Source organism: Arthrobacter liuii, assembly GCF_014639275.1.
GTDB classification, from domain to species: Bacteria; Actinomycetota; Actinomycetes; order Actinomycetales; family Micrococcaceae; genus Arthrobacter; species Arthrobacter liuii.
On sequence record NZ_BMFW01000051.1, the window covers coordinates 1 to 16487 of the forward strand.

15 protein-coding genes and 2 pseudogenes are annotated in these 16487 nt (G+C 63.9%); 8 read left to right on the plus strand and 9 right to left on the minus strand.

Going from position 1 to position 16487, the window contains the following annotated elements; genetic code table 11:
- Positions 1-342 precede the first annotated feature (342 nt).
- The 5 genes from IEW19_RS22280 to IEW19_RS22295 all read right to left on the minus strand — a co-directional run bounded on the left by IEW19_RS22280 (position 343) and on the right by IEW19_RS22295 (position 6944).
- Entirely contained in the window at positions 343-3090 is a 2748-nt protein-coding gene (locus tag IEW19_RS22280; RefSeq protein ID WP_188573742.1) for an AMP-binding protein, read from the minus strand.
- A gap of 95 nt (positions 3091-3185) precedes the next feature.
- Entirely contained in the window at positions 3186-4766 is a 1581-nt protein-coding gene (locus IEW19_RS22285) for a multicopper oxidase family protein (protein WP_229748673.1), read from the minus strand.
- Positions 4767-5123: 357 nt separating this feature from the next.
- Complete coding sequence (locus IEW19_RS23760) at positions 5124-5420, minus strand: Rieske (2Fe-2S) protein (RefSeq protein WP_229748675.1); 297 nt, start codon at positions 5418-5420, stop codon at positions 5124-5126.
- Positions 5404-5976 carry a DUF2231 domain-containing protein gene (locus tag IEW19_RS22290; protein WP_229748677.1) on the minus strand — a complete coding sequence of 191 codons (573 nt, stop codon included), beginning with the start codon at positions 5974-5976 and terminating at the stop codon, positions 5404-5406. The genes IEW19_RS23760 and IEW19_RS22290 overlap by 17 nt, the downstream gene beginning before the upstream one ends.
- 248 nt (positions 5977-6224) lie before the next feature.
- Positions 6225-6944 (minus strand): ZIP family metal transporter, encoded by a 720-nt coding sequence (locus tag IEW19_RS22295; protein WP_188573743.1) that lies wholly within the window; start codon positions 6942-6944, stop codon positions 6225-6227.
- Positions 6945-7066: 122 nt separating this feature from the next.
- On the opposite strand from IEW19_RS22295, the gene IEW19_RS22300 reads away from it, so the two are divergent.
- The 4 genes from IEW19_RS22300 to IEW19_RS22315 are packed head-to-tail and all read left to right on the plus strand — an operon-like array spanning position 7067 to position 9320.
- On the plus strand, positions 7067-7432 hold the full coding sequence (locus tag IEW19_RS22300) for an ArsR/SmtB family transcription factor (protein WP_188573744.1): 366 nt from the start codon (positions 7067-7069) through the stop codon (positions 7430-7432).
- Positions 7429-8517 (plus strand): cation diffusion facilitator family transporter, encoded by a 1089-nt coding sequence (locus tag IEW19_RS22305; protein WP_188573745.1) that lies wholly within the window; start codon positions 7429-7431, stop codon positions 8515-8517. Before IEW19_RS22300 ends, IEW19_RS22305 begins: the two co-directional genes overlap by 4 nt.
- 52 nt (positions 8518-8569) lie before the next feature.
- Positions 8570-8995, plus strand: coding sequence for a peptidase (locus IEW19_RS22310; protein WP_229748679.1), 426 nt, complete (start codon positions 8570-8572; stop codon positions 8993-8995).
- Positions 8996-9029: 34 nt separating this feature from the next.
- Positions 9030-9320 (plus strand): antibiotic biosynthesis monooxygenase family protein, encoded by a 291-nt coding sequence (locus IEW19_RS22315; RefSeq protein WP_188573747.1) that lies wholly within the window; start codon positions 9030-9032, stop codon positions 9318-9320.
- A gap of 89 nt (positions 9321-9409) precedes the next feature.
- Here the strand turns inward: IEW19_RS22315 and IEW19_RS22320 are convergent, their stop codons facing one another.
- Positions 9410-9616 carry a hypothetical protein gene (locus IEW19_RS22320; protein ID WP_188573748.1) on the minus strand — a complete coding sequence of 69 codons (207 nt, stop codon included), beginning with the start codon at positions 9614-9616 and terminating at the stop codon, positions 9410-9412.
- 13 nt (positions 9617-9629) lie between these two features.
- Between IEW19_RS22320 and IEW19_RS22325 the strand changes: the two are divergent.
- Positions 9630-9778 (plus strand): annotated as a pseudogene (locus IEW19_RS22325) (transposase); the annotation flags it as partial.
- Between the two features lie 812 nt (positions 9779-10590).
- Here the strand turns inward: IEW19_RS22325 and IEW19_RS22330 are convergent.
- Entirely contained in the window at positions 10591-10917 is a 327-nt protein-coding gene (locus IEW19_RS22330) for a hypothetical protein (protein WP_188573749.1), read from the minus strand.
- Between the two features lie 930 nt (positions 10918-11847).
- Here IEW19_RS22330 and IEW19_RS22335 point away from each other — a divergent pair.
- The 3 genes from IEW19_RS22335 to IEW19_RS22345 all read left to right on the plus strand — a co-directional run bounded on the left by IEW19_RS22335 (position 11848) and on the right by IEW19_RS22345 (position 13430).
- Entirely contained in the window at positions 11848-12018 is a 171-nt protein-coding gene (locus IEW19_RS22335; RefSeq protein WP_229748681.1) for a hypothetical protein, read from the plus strand.
- 35 nt (positions 12019-12053) lie between these two features.
- Positions 12054-12353 carry a DUF4193 domain-containing protein gene (locus tag IEW19_RS22340; protein ID WP_188573750.1) on the plus strand — a complete coding sequence of 100 codons (300 nt, stop codon included), beginning with the start codon at positions 12054-12056 and terminating at the stop codon, positions 12351-12353.
- A gap of 828 nt (positions 12354-13181) precedes the next feature.
- Positions 13182-13430, plus strand: a complete 249-nt coding sequence (locus tag IEW19_RS22345; RefSeq protein WP_308420031.1) for a hypothetical protein — start codon at positions 13182-13184, stop codon at positions 13428-13430.
- 451 nt (positions 13431-13881) lie between these two features.
- Here IEW19_RS22345 and IEW19_RS22350 read toward each other — a convergent pair whose 3' ends face one another.
- Positions 13882-15384 carry a YncE family protein gene (locus IEW19_RS22350; RefSeq protein ID WP_188573751.1) on the minus strand — a complete coding sequence of 501 codons (1503 nt, stop codon included), beginning with the start codon at positions 15382-15384 and terminating at the stop codon, positions 13882-13884.
- A gap of 329 nt (positions 15385-15713) precedes the next feature.
- Positions 15714-16487: pseudogene (locus IEW19_RS24035) on the minus strand (hypothetical protein); the annotation flags it as partial.

The window sequence follows — 16487 nt, forward strand, 5'->3', positions numbered from 1 at the left end:
AAGCTTGGTCGCTACCAATTCAAAGAGGCCCTGACCCCTCTCCTCCCGCACCACGCCGCAGCGGCATCAGGACACGCTGCCGCCCTCGCGTCAGACGACCCTAACCACGCTCATCTGCGAAGGGCCGGTTTCCTGCGGCATCGGTATGGCCAACTCGATGCGGGAACCGTCCAGGCGGGTAGCGAACCATTAGCCGCCGGTGTCCTCGGCTTCCTGGTAGGAGAGCCCGGTATTGTAGATCGGGCCCGGTTCGTAGTCCCCGGGTTGAGGACCGGCATTTGTAGCAGCGCAGGATCATGTCGGGGCCGCCCTGGGTAACCGCTGCGCAGGCAGCAGCACGGCCTATTGGATGTCTGGCTGAGCGCTTCCCTGCGGATCGGGGCTGGTTGCATAGTGGTTCAATCGGCCAGCGGATAACTGCCGTGTGTCTGAGTCGCCGTGAATCCCTCTGCGTATAAGAACAGGCGCGACATCCGTCGTTGTTAGTTGCTGCTGCCTGCTGCGGTTGCGGAACCAGTGGAAGGTGCTGGTGCAGCGGTTGCAGAGAGTCCAGTAGGCGATCCCGGCAGCCAGTGATGCGGCCACGGCGAGGGGCCGGTTGATGTCGGTCAGCGGCGGGTAAACCAGCCAGTGCACGAGGTAGATGTGCATGGAGGCGCTGGCCAGGATGGTGACGGGCCGGGTCAGGACTCGCGGCACGGGGAGGGCGGGCAGCCAGATGAGCAGCAGGATCCCGGCCATCATCGTGGATTCCCGGTGCACGTCCTCGAAGAAGCCCGGGACGGTTACGACCGTCAACGCGGAGACCAGCAGGCGCTGCAGGAGGGTGCGCGAGCGTGCCACGGTCCAGCCCAGGGCGAAGAGCCACAGTGCCGGGATGGTGTGGGGCACGCCTCGGTCCAGGATCTCGTAGCGGGTGAGGAGCCCGGCGCCGAACAGTATCAGTGGGTAGAGGAACGGGTGGCGGCGTTCGGTGCGGTGGATCCAGGGGATGGCGAGCAGTGCGGTCATGGCCAGGAGGATGTAGATGATGTCTTCGACGAACCAGAAATGCCATTGGGTGGTGACTTCCACGGGCCCGAGGATGGCGTTGAGGAGCACGATGTTGGCCAGGCTGTAGCGGTCGGTGACCAGGTAGGCGAAGGCGATGAATGCCATCGCGGGCAGGGCAATCCGGGAAATGCTGGCGAGCTGGCGCCGTAGCCGGGACGTTCCTTGGCCGGAGAGCTGGAAGCGGGCGAAGTTGTATCCTGCGGCGGCGATCAGGACATGGGCCATGCCTTGCCACTCGAAAAGTCCGGTGTGTGTGCTGACGATGAAGACGATGCCAACAGCGCGCAGGACGATGCTCGTATCGATTGGCGCGACCATCCGCTTCATTGCGGATAGGCCGGACCGGGCCTTCTGTTTCGGTGCCGGTTCGAGCCAGCCGACCGGCGTTAGATGCCAGTCAGGTGGCAATTGGCCCAGCGCCTGTTCCAGCCGGACGGACGCGGCTACGAAGGAGAGCGAGTCGCCGCCCAGCGAGACGAACGTGTCGGTGTCCTCTACCTCGGCAACCTCAAGGGCGTCCTCAAAGATCTGCTTCACCGTAACGGTGTTTGGAGTGCTGGTGGAGGCGCCGTCAGCTTGCCCAGTGGCCGCCGGGTCGATGGTCTCCGCCACGGCCAGGCGCGGGGAGGGGGCATTAGGGAAGGTTCCGGCCGCTGGCGTCCTGTCAGCAGCAAGGGCGGCAACGGCGGGATAGTCCAGCTTGCCGCTGCCCAGGCGGGGCAGTTCCTCGACCGCGTAGAGACTCAGGGCCGCGCGCGGCAGCCCCACGCCCTGCGCGAGCACCTTGGACAGAAGCTGGGTGTCATGCTCACCCTCGACGGCTACGACCAGGCGGTCGTCGGTGCCAGTGCTGGCCGCGGCCACCCCGAGGTCCGCAAGCATGCGTTCGACCTGTTCAAGGTCAACGCGCAGGCCCACGATCTTGACGAACCGGCTGCGCCGCCCAACCACTTCGTACAGGCCCGCGGCGTTCTTCCGCGCCAGGTCGCCGGTGCGCAATTCGGTGATGGTTCGGCCCCGGGACAGGTCCTCCGGGGTCTCTGCGTAACCGAGCATCACATTCGGCCCGATGTACACCAGCTCACCCTCGTTCAGTCCATCGACGGGGTCGATGCGGAACGCACCTCCAGGCACGGGCAGTCCGATGGCGCCCGGATTCTCCACAGCAAGGTGCGGGGGCAGGTAGGCCATCCGGGCCGTCGCCTCGGTCTGCCCGTACATGACAAACAGGTCCCACCCCCGCCGGCCGCCCAGTTGTGCGTAGCGGCGCACCTGGTCCGGGGCGAGGCGTCCGCCGGCCTGGGTGATGTAGCGCAGGCCCGGCAGATCCAGGTCGCCGAAACCGACCCGGTCAAGAAGTTCGAACGTGTAGGGAACGGCGGCGAACGATGTGCAGCGCTGCTGCCGGAACAGTTCCCAGAAACACGGGTCGACGACGGACAGTCCGGTCAGCACCAGGCTGGCGCCGCGCAACAGGTGGCTGTTGATCACCGAGAGCCCGTAGCAGTAAGACATTGGCAACGTCGTGGCGGCCCGGTCCCCGGCTGTGATGCCCAGGTACGAGGCGATCGATTCGGCATTCGCTTGAAGGTTGGCAAGGGAAAGACGCACCAGCTTCGGCGAACCCGTCGAACCTGAAGTACTCAGGAGCAGGGCAACGTCCGGGTGCAGCTCGTGCCGGCTGCCCTGACGCCGCTCCATCAGCGCTATTTCCCCTTTGCCGGGGCGGATGACGACGTCAGGATCGTAGGCTGCCACCAGTGAGTCGAGGGCTGTGGGCTTGTCTTCGGGAAGGAGGATGAGCGGGTGCCCGCCGGCCAGGGCGGCCAGGTAGGCCACGAGCGATTCGACGTCGTTGGACGCCGCAAGGGCCACCAGTCGCCGTTCTGTGCCAAGTCGCCGGGCCAGAGCGTCGACCCGCTCTGCCAATTCGCGGTAGGTCAGGGTCACCTGGTTGGTGATGATGGCAGGGGTATCTCCATAGTCCGCCAGCCCCCAAGCGAAAGGTACCCCCGCAAGTTCGAGCTGCGTGGTCATTCGGCCAATCTTATGAGGTAAGGCTCACCTAAGTACAATCAGCGCTGGAACGTGCATAGGGAAGGTCTGCCGCGAAACGGGTTGATGGAGTGTTGTCAGGGGTTGACTTGGATGAAGCCCATCATGCCGTGGTCTTCGTGGGCTGCGATGTGGCAGTGGAACATCCAGAGACCCGGGTAGTCGGAGAACTGCTGCCGGATGATCACCTGGCCGGGGGTGCCGTTTGCCGCGTGGGGAACGATGACGGTGTCTTGCCGGTGTGGGGACAGCGCCGGGGTTCCGTTGACCGAGGCGACTTGGAAGGCGTTGCTGTGCATGTGAAACGGGTGATCTTCACCGCTGGTGTTGGTGATGGTCCATTCCTCGATTGTTCCGAGTTTTGCCGGCGTGTCGAAGGTCGGGTTGCCCATGCTGAACTGCCGCCCGTTGACGAAGAAGTTTGGCGCGGTGGGGTCTTCGGAAAGTTCGATGCTCCGGCGCTGGGCGAGGGGTGCAGCGCTGAGGTCCGGAAGGGCCCCTGAGATAGCGAAGTCTGCCGGGGCCGGCCTTGCGGGCTGGCTGTTTCCGGTGATTCTGAGGTCCATGAGTGCCGTGTCGGGGTAGGAGTCGCCCTGGGGTCCGTTGCTGTACGCGAGCGTGCGCAGTGACGTGGTTCCTGCCGGGCCTGCGGTGACGAGTACGTCGAAGCGCTTCCCGGGCGGAAGCAGGAGCTCACCGGAGACTGCGCTGCGCGGGTACGCGGTCCCATCCTCGGCGATCACGGTGAATTGGTATCCGTCGAGCTGGAGTTTGTAGAAGATGTCGGCGCCGGCGTTGACCAGCCGCCAGAGCTGGGTCTCGCCTGGGCGCATGGACAGGACGGGCTTGAGCTGGCCGTTGACGAGGCGGGTGGTGGCGGCATTCGAATCGATGGATGTGCTCTTGGTGTTCTGGACAATAGCGCCGGAAGTGTCGGTTTGGATGTCTTTGAGGACCAGGGTGTGGGTGTCGACGTTTTGCAGGGGCTCGGGCAAACCGGCGCGGTTGTCTCCAATGACAAGGGCTCCGGACAGGCCCGCGGAGATCTGGTTCTCCACATCGCCTGGAGTGAATGGCGCCGGAGCTGTGGTGCCCGACGGGTCCATCCCCGTCGTGGCATGCCCGTTGTGCATGCCGGCCATGTCATTTTTCGGGCACTCGGTGGACATGGCGTGGCTGTGGTACCAGTAGGTGCCGTGCGGATGGTCCGCAGGGATGGCCAGCCTGTAGGTGAAGGTCGCCCCGGGAGGGATGCACAAAGACGGGTTGTCAGAGGCCCCTGAAGGCGAGACGTGCAGACCGTGGAAATGAAGGTTTGTTGCCACGTTCAGGCGATTGTGCAGGGTAATGGACAGGGTTTGTCCCGGGTCGGCGCGAATCGTAGGGGCGGTGAAGGACCCGTTGTAGGACTGCCCCCAGATCTGCTGGCCCGACAGTTCAAAACGGGTCTTGGAGGCCTCCAGCGTCACCGCCAGGTTGCCATCGGACCCGGCCGAGACCGACGGCGGGTCGGCCAGCACCGCTCCGGGCGTCATCGCCCGGGTTTGCGCTGCCGCCAGCTCCATGTGTTCAGCAGCCGATGCGGTTTTGCCGAGAACTCCGACCAGGCCCAAGGCGGTCAGCATGCTGACGGCCAGCACCACGGCAGGAACCAGCATTCTTAGACTGGGCACGCCTTCCCGGGACTCCCCGGAACGGGCGTTTTTACGGAAGGGATGCATCGATACTCCTGGACGGGGCTGCCGCGGCCCGCACCGGAACCGCCACGCGATGCTAACAAAGGTAAGCCTGCCCTTACCAATGCTTCCCTGCCGTTCATCCTCCCGTTACCTTTGCGGCCATTGGGGCGGCCTTCGGTGGGAGACTTTATTGGGCCTTCTTGGCGCGCTCCGCCGTCTCAGCCGGCAGCCTGAGCCACACGGCAACCGGACCGAAATGGCCCCTTCCTGTCCAGTCTCCGGCTGGTGCTGAACCTCTTTGCGGTCAGTGCCGACGGCATGGCTGGCGGGCGGGTGTCAGGCGGCGCGGCCGATTTGTATCTGGCCTTCACTGGTTCGTGCTTCATACGCCGGCTGGGGACGGGTCGCGGGACCCCGGACCACGGTGCCGTCGGTCAGTTTGAAGGTGCTTCCGTGCCATGGACATCTAACGCAGCCATTCTCGATTTTTCCTTCCTCGAGTGGGCCGCCCATATGGCTGCAGACGGCATCGATGGACTGGATCATGCCGCCGGAGCGGTGGAGCAGGACCGAAACGCCACGCACCTTCACCGCGCGCTGCTCGCCCTCGGCCAGCTCACCTTCGGCGAGCACGGAGGTCCACTTTGCGGGGCCTTCTCCGGTCGGCGGTTTTGTTCACATTCACGGCGTCGGCATACGTTAGGTGGCCGCCCAGGTAGCCGCCGAAAGTGACCAGCCCGAACCCGGCCAAACCTAAAGCTTTCCCCAGGCCTCTTTGTCCGCTCCTGCGCGCGATCGTCGAGGAGAGGTAGAAGCACAGGGCTGCGCTGTTTGCCAGGCCGTGCACGATGCCCGTCCGCTGAGTCTTACCCTCGGTGTCTGACCAGTCATTGAGCCCGGCCGCCGCAGTGGGAACGGCTGTTGCGATGCCCGCAATGACCAGCAGGTCGGTCGCCGGCTCGGAGGACCGGCCGCCTGCGAGATCCAGGAGAGCAGCCATGGTCCAGGCGCCGATCGGCAGATCAGTCAGTACTGGATGCAGCGGGTGCCCGATGACCGTACCGCTTAAGAGGTTGCGGACCGGCCGCGGATCGACGGCTTTCCCTACCGCCTTTGCCAGGGACGAGGCTATCCCGTCGAGGAAATCGAATTGTTCAACGGCCTTCTCTACGGAATCTAGCTGCTTCATTGCAAACTCCATCCTTTCGGCAAACCCTGCAAGGCTGTTCAGGAACAGCTCGTGGGTGCCGATCATCTCCTGTGAGCCAGTGAACGAAAGTGTTGCACCGCCCATCCGCTCAGACAAGGAGCCGCCCTGGATGCTGCATGAGCGGGATAGGGGCTAAGCACTAATCGGCCCGGTCCAGAAAGGATGCCGGGAGTCTCCCACAGCAGCTCGACTGGAGCCCGGCTGCCCACAACGAAGGTCCCTGGAGGTTAGCGCAGCGCTTGTTCGAGGATGAGTACGGCGAGGAATCCGATGTAGAAGGCGCTGGAGCCGATGGCGGTTTCACCCCGGGCGTGTGCCTCGACGAGGAGTTCTTCGGTGGCCAGGTACATGAAGGCCACGGCGCCGAAGGCGAGCACCGCGGCCAGCGTCACCGGCGCGGCGCCGGAGAGCAGCCACAGCCCAAGGAACGTTCCGCCCACCGTGAGCAGCGACAACAGCACGGGAATGGCGATGAGGGCTGCTTTGCGGGGTTCCGGACCGATCGCTCCTGCCAACGACAGGCTCACGAAGAGGTATTCGATGGCCAAGGCAATCGACAGGAGCACGCCGGTGTGACCCCCAGCAGTGAATCCTGCGCCGAGTATGACGCCGTCAATGAGGAAATCGATGGCTGTCGCACCGATCATCCCCCAGGGCAGACTGGACGCCCGGCCGGTGCCGGCGCGGTCTTCAAGGCGGCCGGTGATGGCCCGCATGCCGAACATCACCGCAATACCGGCCGCGAACCCGACAACAGACACCACTCCGCTCTCACGCACGACTTCCGGGAGCAGCTCCAACGCTGCGGCAGCAATCACCACACCCGTCGCGAAATGCTGCAGGCCGCTGGTCACCCTTGGCCCTGGAGGCCGGAACGTGGCCAACACGCCAGCCCCGCCGGCCGCGATGACCGGAACCCCGATCAATGCCAGTTCCACCAGCTGCACAAGCCCTCCCCGTCAAACTCGCCTGCCTCATTCAGGCTCATCGTAGGACCGCACACCGGTAGGGCGCCCGGGACGGCCACGCTCGAGCACGTCAAGTTCCTTTGGCGTGTCATAATATTCGCATGAATGCAGATAAGTCCTGTGGGTTGAATGTTGACAGCGGGTATGTCGAGCTCGCCGTTGAGGTCTTCGCCATGCTGGCCGACGCGACCCGGGTACGGCTGATCCTTGCCCTCCGCGACGGCGAAATGTCAGTGAACGAGCTGGCCGAGACGGTGGGCAAGCCCCAGTCCGCAGTGTCCCAGCACCTGGCCAAGATGCGACTGGCCCGGATAGTGACCACCCGGCAGGAAGGCACCCGCGTGTACTACCGGCTGGCGAATGAGCATGCCCGTCAGCTCGTGGTCGATGCCATCTTCCAGGCCCAGCATTCCCTCGGCGGCACCCCTGCACACCATCTTCCCCAGACCACCACCGGTGCCGCATGAAAAGCCGGGACGAGGACCTGCACGGTCACCACGCACACTCGCTGACCGAAGACCACGACCATGAGCACCACGACCACAACCACGGCGGTTCGGGCCACGGGCACGCGCACGAGACAGGCCACAGCCATGGTCACGGGCATGACCACCATGATCATGACCATCCCGGGGGTCTGAAGGGGTTCCTGTACGGCCTGTTTGTGCCGCACAGCCATGACGCGGCGGATTCGGTGGACGAGGCCATGGAGAGCTCGACCAAGGGCATTAGGGCCCTGAAGATTTCCCTGGCCGTACTGGCGGTGACCTCGCTGCTGCAGCTGGCCGTGTTCCTGTTCAGCGGTTCCGTGGCCCTGCTGGCGGATACGATCCACAACTTCTCCGATGCCCTGACCGCAGTGCCGCTGTGGATAGCGTTCATCCTCAGCCGCCGGGCGGCCACGCGGACCTACAACTACGGGTTCGGCCGCGCCGAAGACCTCGCCGGTTTGTTCATTGTCGCCGTGGTGGCCCTCTCCGCCATCGTCGCCGGGGTGGAATCGGTGATCCGCATCTTCCAGCCGCAGCCCCTGAACAACCTCGCCTGGGTCCTGGCGGCGGGTCTGATCGGTTTTGCCGGCAACGAGATCGTCGCCGTCTACCGGATCAGGGTCGGCAGGGAAATCGGCTCCGCAGCGCTGGTCGCAGACGGGGTGCATGCCCGCACCGACGGGTTCACCTCCCTGGCCGTTGTCGTGGGCGTGATCGGTGTCTGGCTCGGTTTCCCGCTGGCAGATCCGATCATCGGCATTCTGATCTCCATCGCCATCTTTGCCCTGCTCTGGGGAACGGTCCGGGACATCGGCCGCCGGCTCCTGGACGGCGTGGATCCGGCCCTGCTGGCCCGCACTGAGGCCGCTATTGCACCTGTGGCACCGCCGAAATCAACGGTCCGCCTCCGCTGGAGCGGACACAGTCTTCACGTCGAGGTCACAGCCCCCGCGGATCCGGACTGGACCATGGCAGAACTGGCAAAGATGAACCACAGGATTGAGGATGCGGTGCGGAGCAAGATCCGCAACGTGGGAACGGTACTCGTCGTTGCCCGCTAACCGCCGCCCCATGCCTGGAGTCGACAGGACTGCTGAACAGGTTCCTGGATCGGTGGCTGACATCCCGGGACACGGTCGGTTTTTCCTTACCGACGCGGCCGTGGAAATGGTGACCGTTTTCGGCGGGATCCTTCACTGCTACATCGGTCCCGGAGGCTGCCGGAAGCAGGGACTCTATTTCTCTCGTACCCGGCCGCGGAAGGCGCTGCGATGCAATCTGCAGGGTCACTGGACCTCCGAGGAAAGTTCGTCGGCCGGTACGGCGGCGGTCGAGATCAGTGTCAGTCACGATCTCGCCCCGAAGCTGGACGGCGCGGTTCTGGATTTTGGGCTTTATAACAAGATGCAGCGGTTCGTTTGGATGTCCCTGCCCAGCGTGAAGGGACCGCAATGTACCTGTCTCCGCTCCACTGGGGTTCCGGCCGGTAAGCATTCGCCGTGCCTGGATGACAAAGGCCTCGGCCTGACCGATCTCTAAACCCTTGCCCAGTCCCACCAATGAAAGGAACACCATGTCTGTTGTAAAGATCAACGCGATCCACGTCCCTGAAGGTAAGGGCTCCGAGCTCGAAAAGCGCTTCGCTGCCCGGGCGCACGCTGTCGATGGACAGCCGGGATTCGAAGGCTTCCAGTTGCTCCGCCCGGTCAGGGGAGAGGACCGTTACTTCGTCGTCACCACCTGGTCCAGCGAAGAGGACTACCAAAACTGGCGCAACGGCCAGGCCGGCGAACACCACGGCAGCGGCCAGAAACCGGTGGCAACGGGCGCCGATCTCCTCGAATTCGAAACTGTCGAACTCTGACCACGCCTAGCAAGAAGCGGTTTTTTGCACAAGCCGAAGATTCGCAGGTCTTCACGCTGTGCTGCACCGTCCTTTCGGTTCCAGGCTCTCTACTCGGCGAGTTTGGCCACCGCGTGGGCCCAGAGGAAGAACTTGTTGGTCCCGAGATCCTTGACGGTCTTGATGTTTAGGGCTTCCTTGAGCTTCTGGGCATCGCCCTCGGACAGGCCTTTCAGGGCTTCAACCGGGGCTTTCGCTAAGTCGTCAATGCCTTTGTCCAGGTATTCCTTGTCGAACTTCGCGTTGATTCCAGCCATGCTGTTCTCCCGTCTGAAGGGCTTGCCCGAGGCGATCACCACGTCTGGGAGCAATCCATGGTCCGGCCGTGCGTGATCCATCTGCTCGGCAACATTTTCCGCTACGCGCCCCGGCAGCACTGGGACGAGCTCTCCCGGGACCTCAAGCCCGTTTACACAGCCCCCAAGATGTAGCCGTGGATGCGGTACAGCCCGTCGGACCACTCGCACCGGCCTGTTGTGAGCGACAGCCTGGACGTTCCCGTCGGGCACACCTTACCGTCAGGAAACGGAAAGCCGTACGAGACACGATCCTCTGACGTTCGTACTCGTCTCGGCAATCAGCGGCGCCAACGAAGCAATGCCCGTTCCACCCGCGAGTACTCCCGTAATGCTCCGGCACGTGCCGCCTGCGCACCAGGCGAGTGCCCTGGACGACGCCGGTCCGGTTTGACCAGCTGCAGCAGGAGAAGAGACAGTGTGGGCAGCTGCTAGGCAGAAGCGGTGTTTTGGCGGGAGAGCTTCGGCAGCAGCCCGGGAGCACGCCCCCAACCCCAAGGGTCCGGCTCCCGCGCATCGTGCCGGGCGGCGGCTGGTCCGCCACGCACAGCCCTAAGGCCGCTGATGCCTGGAAGGGGTTTCCCAACCCTTCCAGGCTCCTTTGGCAGATGATCCAGACCGGTCTCGTGTCATGGGACTGATGTGCAGGGCTCATGCCCCTTGTCGCCATCTGGGAGGGAAACGTGACCTTGACCAAGCGGGACCATTGGCCCTGTCTGAACCCGGTTGGGTGCAGAAAGCATTGTTTATGGCATTCTTTCTTGAATACGCGACCGACCACAGCGCGGGCTGGTTCACGGTTGATGGCGCGAGTTCCAGTGATGCCGCTGCCAAGGCTATGGCTGCTCTCCGCGGTCTGGAGTGCACCCACGCGGTGTTGCGGCAGACCATCTGTCCGCGTCCGCGTTTCGGTGTGGGACCGGTGCTGGCCGCTTTTACCCGGAGCACGGGGTGGACCATGCACGGAGCATGGCCGGGCCTGTAGCGAGTTCCACCTCTGGAATCGGGCTGTCAGGGGAGATTGGCTCGCTGGAAAGGCTGTAGTCAGCAGCGGCCGGCCCCGTCATGGCCAGGGTGTTGTTTCCCGGCAGAATTCCCCTGCTGGTCAAGGCTGCCCACAACGCCTCAGCAGACTCGGCCGGGCATACATTGATGATGCACCAGCTGGTGTACAGCCCATGGAGTTCCTCGGCGGACAGGCCCTTCTCGCTGCCGGGATCGCTGCTGGTCGCCTCCCTGAGGAAGTCATCAAAATGGCTCATGCCCGGTCTGCTTTCTGTTAATCCGCACCGCGTCAGCGCTGGCGGCCCTGGCTGGAGCACCGGAGGCGGTGCCTGAACAGAAGCTATCTGGGCAGGTCAACGCTGTCCAGCCACTTTGAGAGTAAGCGTGCCGAGACCGCCTCGGCGGCCAAATCGGGGCCAAGGCCTCTGGTGGTCTTGCGCCGTCGGCTCCAGCATCTAAATATGGACCCGAGGCTTTTGGCAAGGGCACTTCTGCAACAAGGCGAACTATCGCTCGCGGAGCTATGGCTCTATTACTGGCGCAACGGCGGAGATGCCGAAGAAATGGAATTTGACGCGATTCATCAACGGCATCGAAGTCCTCGCGCCACTGGATCTGGACGTGCNCGTGGTTTCCGACAACTTTGAGTCCGAATATTGTCGGACAAATACTCGGGGACGACAGGCAGTCCGTCCAGCAGAACTTAGCCCATTAATGATTTCAAAGCCCCACCCCATATAGGCTGCCCGCGAATGGGCCCAACGGGCAACGGCGAGGCATCGCCGTTGCCCCTTCCGGAGTTCCTCTCCCTGCCCTTTTTGAACTGCCGATAGTGAAGATTCCGTTGAGCTACGGCGATGTTCAGATATGGCATGACGACCGTCCGTGCAGGTAACGCCTATTCCAGTCTTGCCTTTCGTAGGTACGGTCGCCGTCCGTTCCGCGCTTTGGCTCCGGATGTGGCCTGCGCTGTTTTCACCTTAGGGAACGGCGGCTTTTCCAGTCCCCAAACCCTGCTCCACGTATCGGTTTTGCCGCCTGGACACTGATGTGATTGGGTGGCCGTGTTTGACATGATGGATGGGTAGCTCCAGCAGTGGCGGGCACCGGACATGTTACGAGCACCGGCGGGAGCCGGTGGTGGCGGGGTACTGGTGATGGAAGATCCACGATTGACGGCGCGGGTCATGTTGGAATTCAACGACACAACGCTGGATGAACTGTGGTTGTGGTACTGGGCATACGGCGGTGAAGCCGAACCTTTTGAGTTCGATGCGTATTTGCATGGGTTGCAGAGCCGTGACGAGTTTGATTTGAAAATTCTTGCCTGGGCGGTGGAGAGAGTAATTGCCCAGTAACCCATTGAGGTACGTCGAGGGAAGGAGGATTAGCGGTGGCCACAGACTATGACGACCTCCGCCCAGAGGTTAAGGAGGCGCAGGAGCAGTCGCTGGAGGCTCTGCAAACAGCAAACACGCCTGGCCCCGTTAGCGCAACCTTGGAACTGGATGAAGGCGATGCGCTGGACAGCGATGTTCCTGCGGGGGAAATTATCGCTGAGGAGCTGGTGGTAGATGTCATACCGCAGCGAGCAGACGAGTTTACCTGTTCTTCTTGTTTCCTGATCCGTCACCGGTCCCAAAGCGCACGGGAGACGAATGGAAAGCTGTATTGCACCGAATGTGAGGCTTGACCGGGCAGTGCCTTGCTGCGTGATCTGCGGAACTCAGCGTAGAAATGTGTTCCTTGGGCTCTGTCTCTTGATGAGGGCCCGGGATAGTCTGGGGTTTTCCCGGCCTAAGACGAGAGGGAAGACCAATGACGATCCCCCCGGCACGGGAACCAGCGCCGTTTCCGCCCGATCCTGTCCCAAACCCGGGTAGTCCTGACCCGACATCCCCGGTTCCGCCTGGCACGACCCCCGATCCTGTTCCCGGCCCGGGTTCGCCAGATCCGACCTCCCCGACACCGCCAGGACCCATCACCGGGCCCCGACCCTACACGCTGACTTGAAAACAGCGGCAGGTACGGCAAAGTGCTCTGCCTCACCTGCATGTCGGCATTCGCCGTCCACACCACGTGCGTCCGGGAGGGAAGGACAGTCCCAGTGAACAGGAGCGCCGTGATGCCGGTGCCGGCAACGAGCAACAATTCACCGAGGGTCATCGTTCTGCCGATCATGGTCTTGGTACTGATCAACCTCACCCTCTTGACTGTCGTGCGACCGGCTCCTTGGGCCCGGGTCTTCCTCGCCTGCCAGCTGTTTGGCACGGCCTGGGTGATGGTCTGGATGGTACGGGCGCTGCGGAGGCGCCCCGGGAGCGGCAGGCCCGGAACCAGCAATTCACCCGGTTTGTAGACAGCTCGCCGTCAGCACTGTGGAACCCAGTGGTCAGACCCGGTGCTGGGGTGTCCGGGTAACATGCCGGTCTGCAATTGCTGACGATGGTGTAGATTTCGAGCATCGGGTACCGCACGGAGCCGGCAGGGCAGTGCGTGCTGCTGGTAAAAGAGACGAGCTGTGATAAGTCATCCACACTTTGAGGCCTCTTTCGCGGAGGCCCTCGATGAGGTTCCGGACAGGGAAACGGGTCTCAACCCCGATGAGCTGTACGGCGTCCCCACCAGCTGGTGCCTGCTGAACAAGGAAGAACCCAAGCCCCCGAAGCGCTCTGGAAGCCGCCGAATCAAGCCCCGGGACAACCACTTAGGCATGAAAGGGCCTGCAGCGGCTGACTACATCGTTTCCAGTGCCCCCGACCTGGTTTGACCTGCGGTGACCGGATCTGGCTACTGGAGAAGCACGCCATCAGCATTGATGGCCGCGGCTCACCAGGATCCCGCAAAGTCCTGTAGCTGACAGCCACGTCTCAGGGTTAGGGTCCGGCGGCTTGGATGGACCGGTAGCCGGAGGCGGGCATTCCTGCCGGCACGTTCCTCGCCGGCGTCGTCGGGGCCCTTCTGGCAGTCCCCATCACCGCCGTCGGCTGGACCGTCATGAAAACAGTGACCGGACGAGGACCCGAACCCATGGCCACGGCACCGAGCACAACGGAGGACTAAGACCCGGGAAGAACAGAGCGGCCGGACGCCAAGAAACCCAGCTCACCGCTGGAACAGGTCCGGCATAGAAGTCCCGTCCTTCAAGCAACCGATAATAAAGGTTCCGTCAAACAACAGGGGCGTGAGGTTGGGGTGTAGTTCAGCCTGCCTGGGATGGTTCAGCTGCCGTTGCCGGCCTTATCGGTCCAGTGCTTGGTGTATTCACCCCAGTCATTGGCGGTTACGCCGTGGGCCGCGGCGTTGTCCCAGAGGAACCCGGTGGCGCTGTAGGCGAGGGCTTCGCCGCCGTTGTAGGGGTAGCTGCGGTGATAGTTGCCGATGGAGCGGGTGAGGTATTCATCCACGGTGGCCTGGGTGAGCCACTGGTGCCCGTCCGCGGACATGGTCCCGCAGGAGTAGGTGTTATCGAGCAGGGGACCCGCGGCGGAGGCCAGGGCGTGGTGGTTCGGGGTGGTCGCGGCGCCGTACTCGGTGAGGGCCGGGTCGCCGTTGCCGCGTTTGTCATCGCCGAGGACCTGGTCGTAGGTGCGGTTTTCCTTCACGATCATGAACACGTGCTTGATCTGGGAGGGGTCACCGTCCCGGCGGTGGATCGCGACCGCGTCTTTGCCCTTGGACGGGTCCTTCTTCATGTCGGCCAGGGCCTGGTCCCACTGGTTGTTGGCCCAGACCTGCTTGGTCATTTCCGGCAGCTGTTCGGGGGTCGGGGTCGGGATGGTGCTGACCAGGCCAAGGTCCGAGTAGACGGTGTGGCCTCCGTTGGCTCCGGGGGCGCCGAGGGAACCTTCGCCCTTTTGCGCGGCGACCACGAGCTGGCCGAGTGCCTTGTCGTACTGCACGGTGCCGGGGTACCAGCCGGTGGGGATCAGGCCCTGGAAGGAGGCCGGGGTCTGCTGGTCCTTGAACTCATAGACGGCGACGGCGTTGGCCTGGCCGAGGGCCACGGCCAGGTGGGTGTCATCAAGCATCGTCAGGGAGGTCGGGGAGCTGCTGGCCGGTGCGCCGGGGAGTGGGTTGACGTTGATGGTCTGCCCGACCTTCCCGGTCTTGGTGTCGATGACTGAGACGGTGTCGGAGTTGGAGTTGGCGACGAACACGTTATCGCCGTGGACCGCCAGGGCAGAGGGCGCAAGCCCCGTGTCGTAGCTGCGGATGAGGGTACCGGTGGCCGGGTCGACCTCCGAGACGGTCCCGGTGGAGGGGGACCCGTTCTCGTCGTTGGTGACAATGTTCGTGCCGTAGGACTTGTTGGTCTTGTCCCCTGGCTGGGCGGTGCGGCCGCCCTGGTTGGCGATGAACGCGTGGCCGTCCTCGACTACCACGTCCCGGGGCGCGTTGCCTACCGGGATCTGGCGGATCACAGCGCCGGTGTCCGCGTCCAGGACAGCCAGCATGTTCGTGCCGTTCAGTGTGGCTAGGATCTGCTTGCCACCGGGGGCGTAGGTCAGCCCGGCCGGGATCGGGTCCTTCCCGTTCACGCCGGGCATCGGGATGGTCACCGGGTTGGCGAGGGTCCCGTCAGGGTTGACGGCGAATTTTTGCAGGTTCCCGGGCTGGGCGGCCCAAAGGGTTTTGCCGTCCGGGGAGTAGAGCAGGCCACCGTAGGAGGCGCCCCACCCCTGGGAGGGGTTCAACTGCTGGATGACCTTGTGGTTGACCAAAAGTACGAGGGGAGTTGGACTCCCGCAGTGACCGTAAGCCGGCCCTCCAGCTACCAGGGTCACACCGTTTCACCGACCCAGCTTCCCTCGGAGTGGTCCTGAGCCAGGCCTGCGGGTTTGGAAGCGGCACGAATCATTCCTCACGCCAATGGCCCGGTAGCGATGTATCGGTCCATCGCCACCGGGCCATAGGCTACCCAAGGCGCCTGCTGATGACAGATGAGCCATCAGCGAGCTGGTGTTGAAAGGCGTCCTGGCGTCAGGCTGTTCTCACCGTCGGTAAGCAGTCGTACGGTCGTTAGAGACTGATCCCGGTGCTGCCGCCGCCATCAGACCATTCGCCGGCGCCGGAGAATCAGGACCCCGGCGACGAGAAGCAGCAGGCCCAAGGGGAGCACGGACACATCGATACCGGTCGTGGCCAGCCTGGCAGCGCTATTCGCCGGAGATGTGCTTGCCGTGCTCTGCGCAACAGTGTTCACTGCCGCGGTGCCTGCTGCCGGAACGGTCAGCGAAGCCGACGGGACCATCGAGAAGCCCGTGGTTGCACCGCCCGCTCCCGCGGCGCCACCGGTACCGGTACCGGTATTACCGTTTCCCGAAGCAAACGGTCCTTGACCAACAGTCCCGCCGCCGGCGACAAGATCACCCCGAACGCCGCCGAGCATCGAGGCGACGCCCACATCCAGGGCCCCCAAGGCGCCGACAGTGCCGGTGGTGGGTGCCGTGGTGGTGCCGAGGTTCACGGTCCCGGCGAGGGCAGTGCCGGCCGGTGCCGTGGCGGTTCCGGTGCCCAGGGTCGCGCCGACGGTACCGGTGGTGGGTGCCGTGGCGGTTCCGGTGCCCAGGGTCGCATCGACGGTACCGGTGGTGGGTGCCGTGGCGGTGCCGGTGCCCAGGGTCGCGCCGACGGTACCGGTGGTGGGTGCCGTGGTGGTGCCGGTGCCCAGGGTCGCGCCGACGGTACCGGTGGTGGCGGTGGTGGGTGCCGTGGTGGTGCCGAGGTTAACGGTCCCGGCGAGGGCCGTGTCGGCCGGTGCCGTGGTGGTTCCCGTGCCCAGGGACGCGCCGACAGTGCCGGTGGCGCCGACAGTGCCGGTGGT

Excerpts from the sequence above, each read along its gene's own strand:
- IEW19_RS22280 (WP_188573742.1), bottom strand. The coding sequence starts at position 3,090 with ATGACCACGCAGCTCGAACTTGCGGGGGTACCTTTCGCTTGGGGGCTG.
- IEW19_RS22285 (WP_229748673.1), bottom strand. The coding sequence starts at position 4,766 with ATGCTGGTTCCTGCCGTGGTGCTGGCCGTCAGCATGCTGACCGCCTTG.
- IEW19_RS22290 (WP_229748677.1), bottom strand. The coding sequence starts at position 5,976 with ATGAAGCAGCTAGATTCCGTAGAGAAGGCCGTTGAACAATTCGATTTC.
- IEW19_RS22300 (WP_188573744.1), top strand. The coding sequence starts at position 7,067 with ATGAATGCAGATAAGTCCTGTGGGTTGAATGTTGACAGCGGGTATGTC.
- IEW19_RS22305 (WP_188573745.1), top strand. The coding sequence starts at position 7,429 with ATGAAAAGCCGGGACGAGGACCTGCACGGTCACCACGCACACTCGCTG.
- IEW19_RS22315 (WP_188573747.1), top strand. The coding sequence starts at position 9,030 with ATGTCTGTTGTAAAGATCAACGCGATCCACGTCCCTGAAGGTAAGGGC.
- IEW19_RS22320 (WP_188573748.1), bottom strand. The coding sequence starts at position 9,616 with ATGGCTGGAATCAACGCGAAGTTCGACAAGGAATACCTGGACAAAGGC.
- IEW19_RS22330 (WP_188573749.1), bottom strand. The coding sequence starts at position 10,917 with ATGAGCCATTTTGATGACTTCCTCAGGGAGGCGACCAGCAGCGATCCC.
- IEW19_RS22335 (WP_229748681.1), top strand. The coding sequence starts at position 11,848 with ATGTTGGAATTCAACGACACAACGCTGGATGAACTGTGGTTGTGGTAC.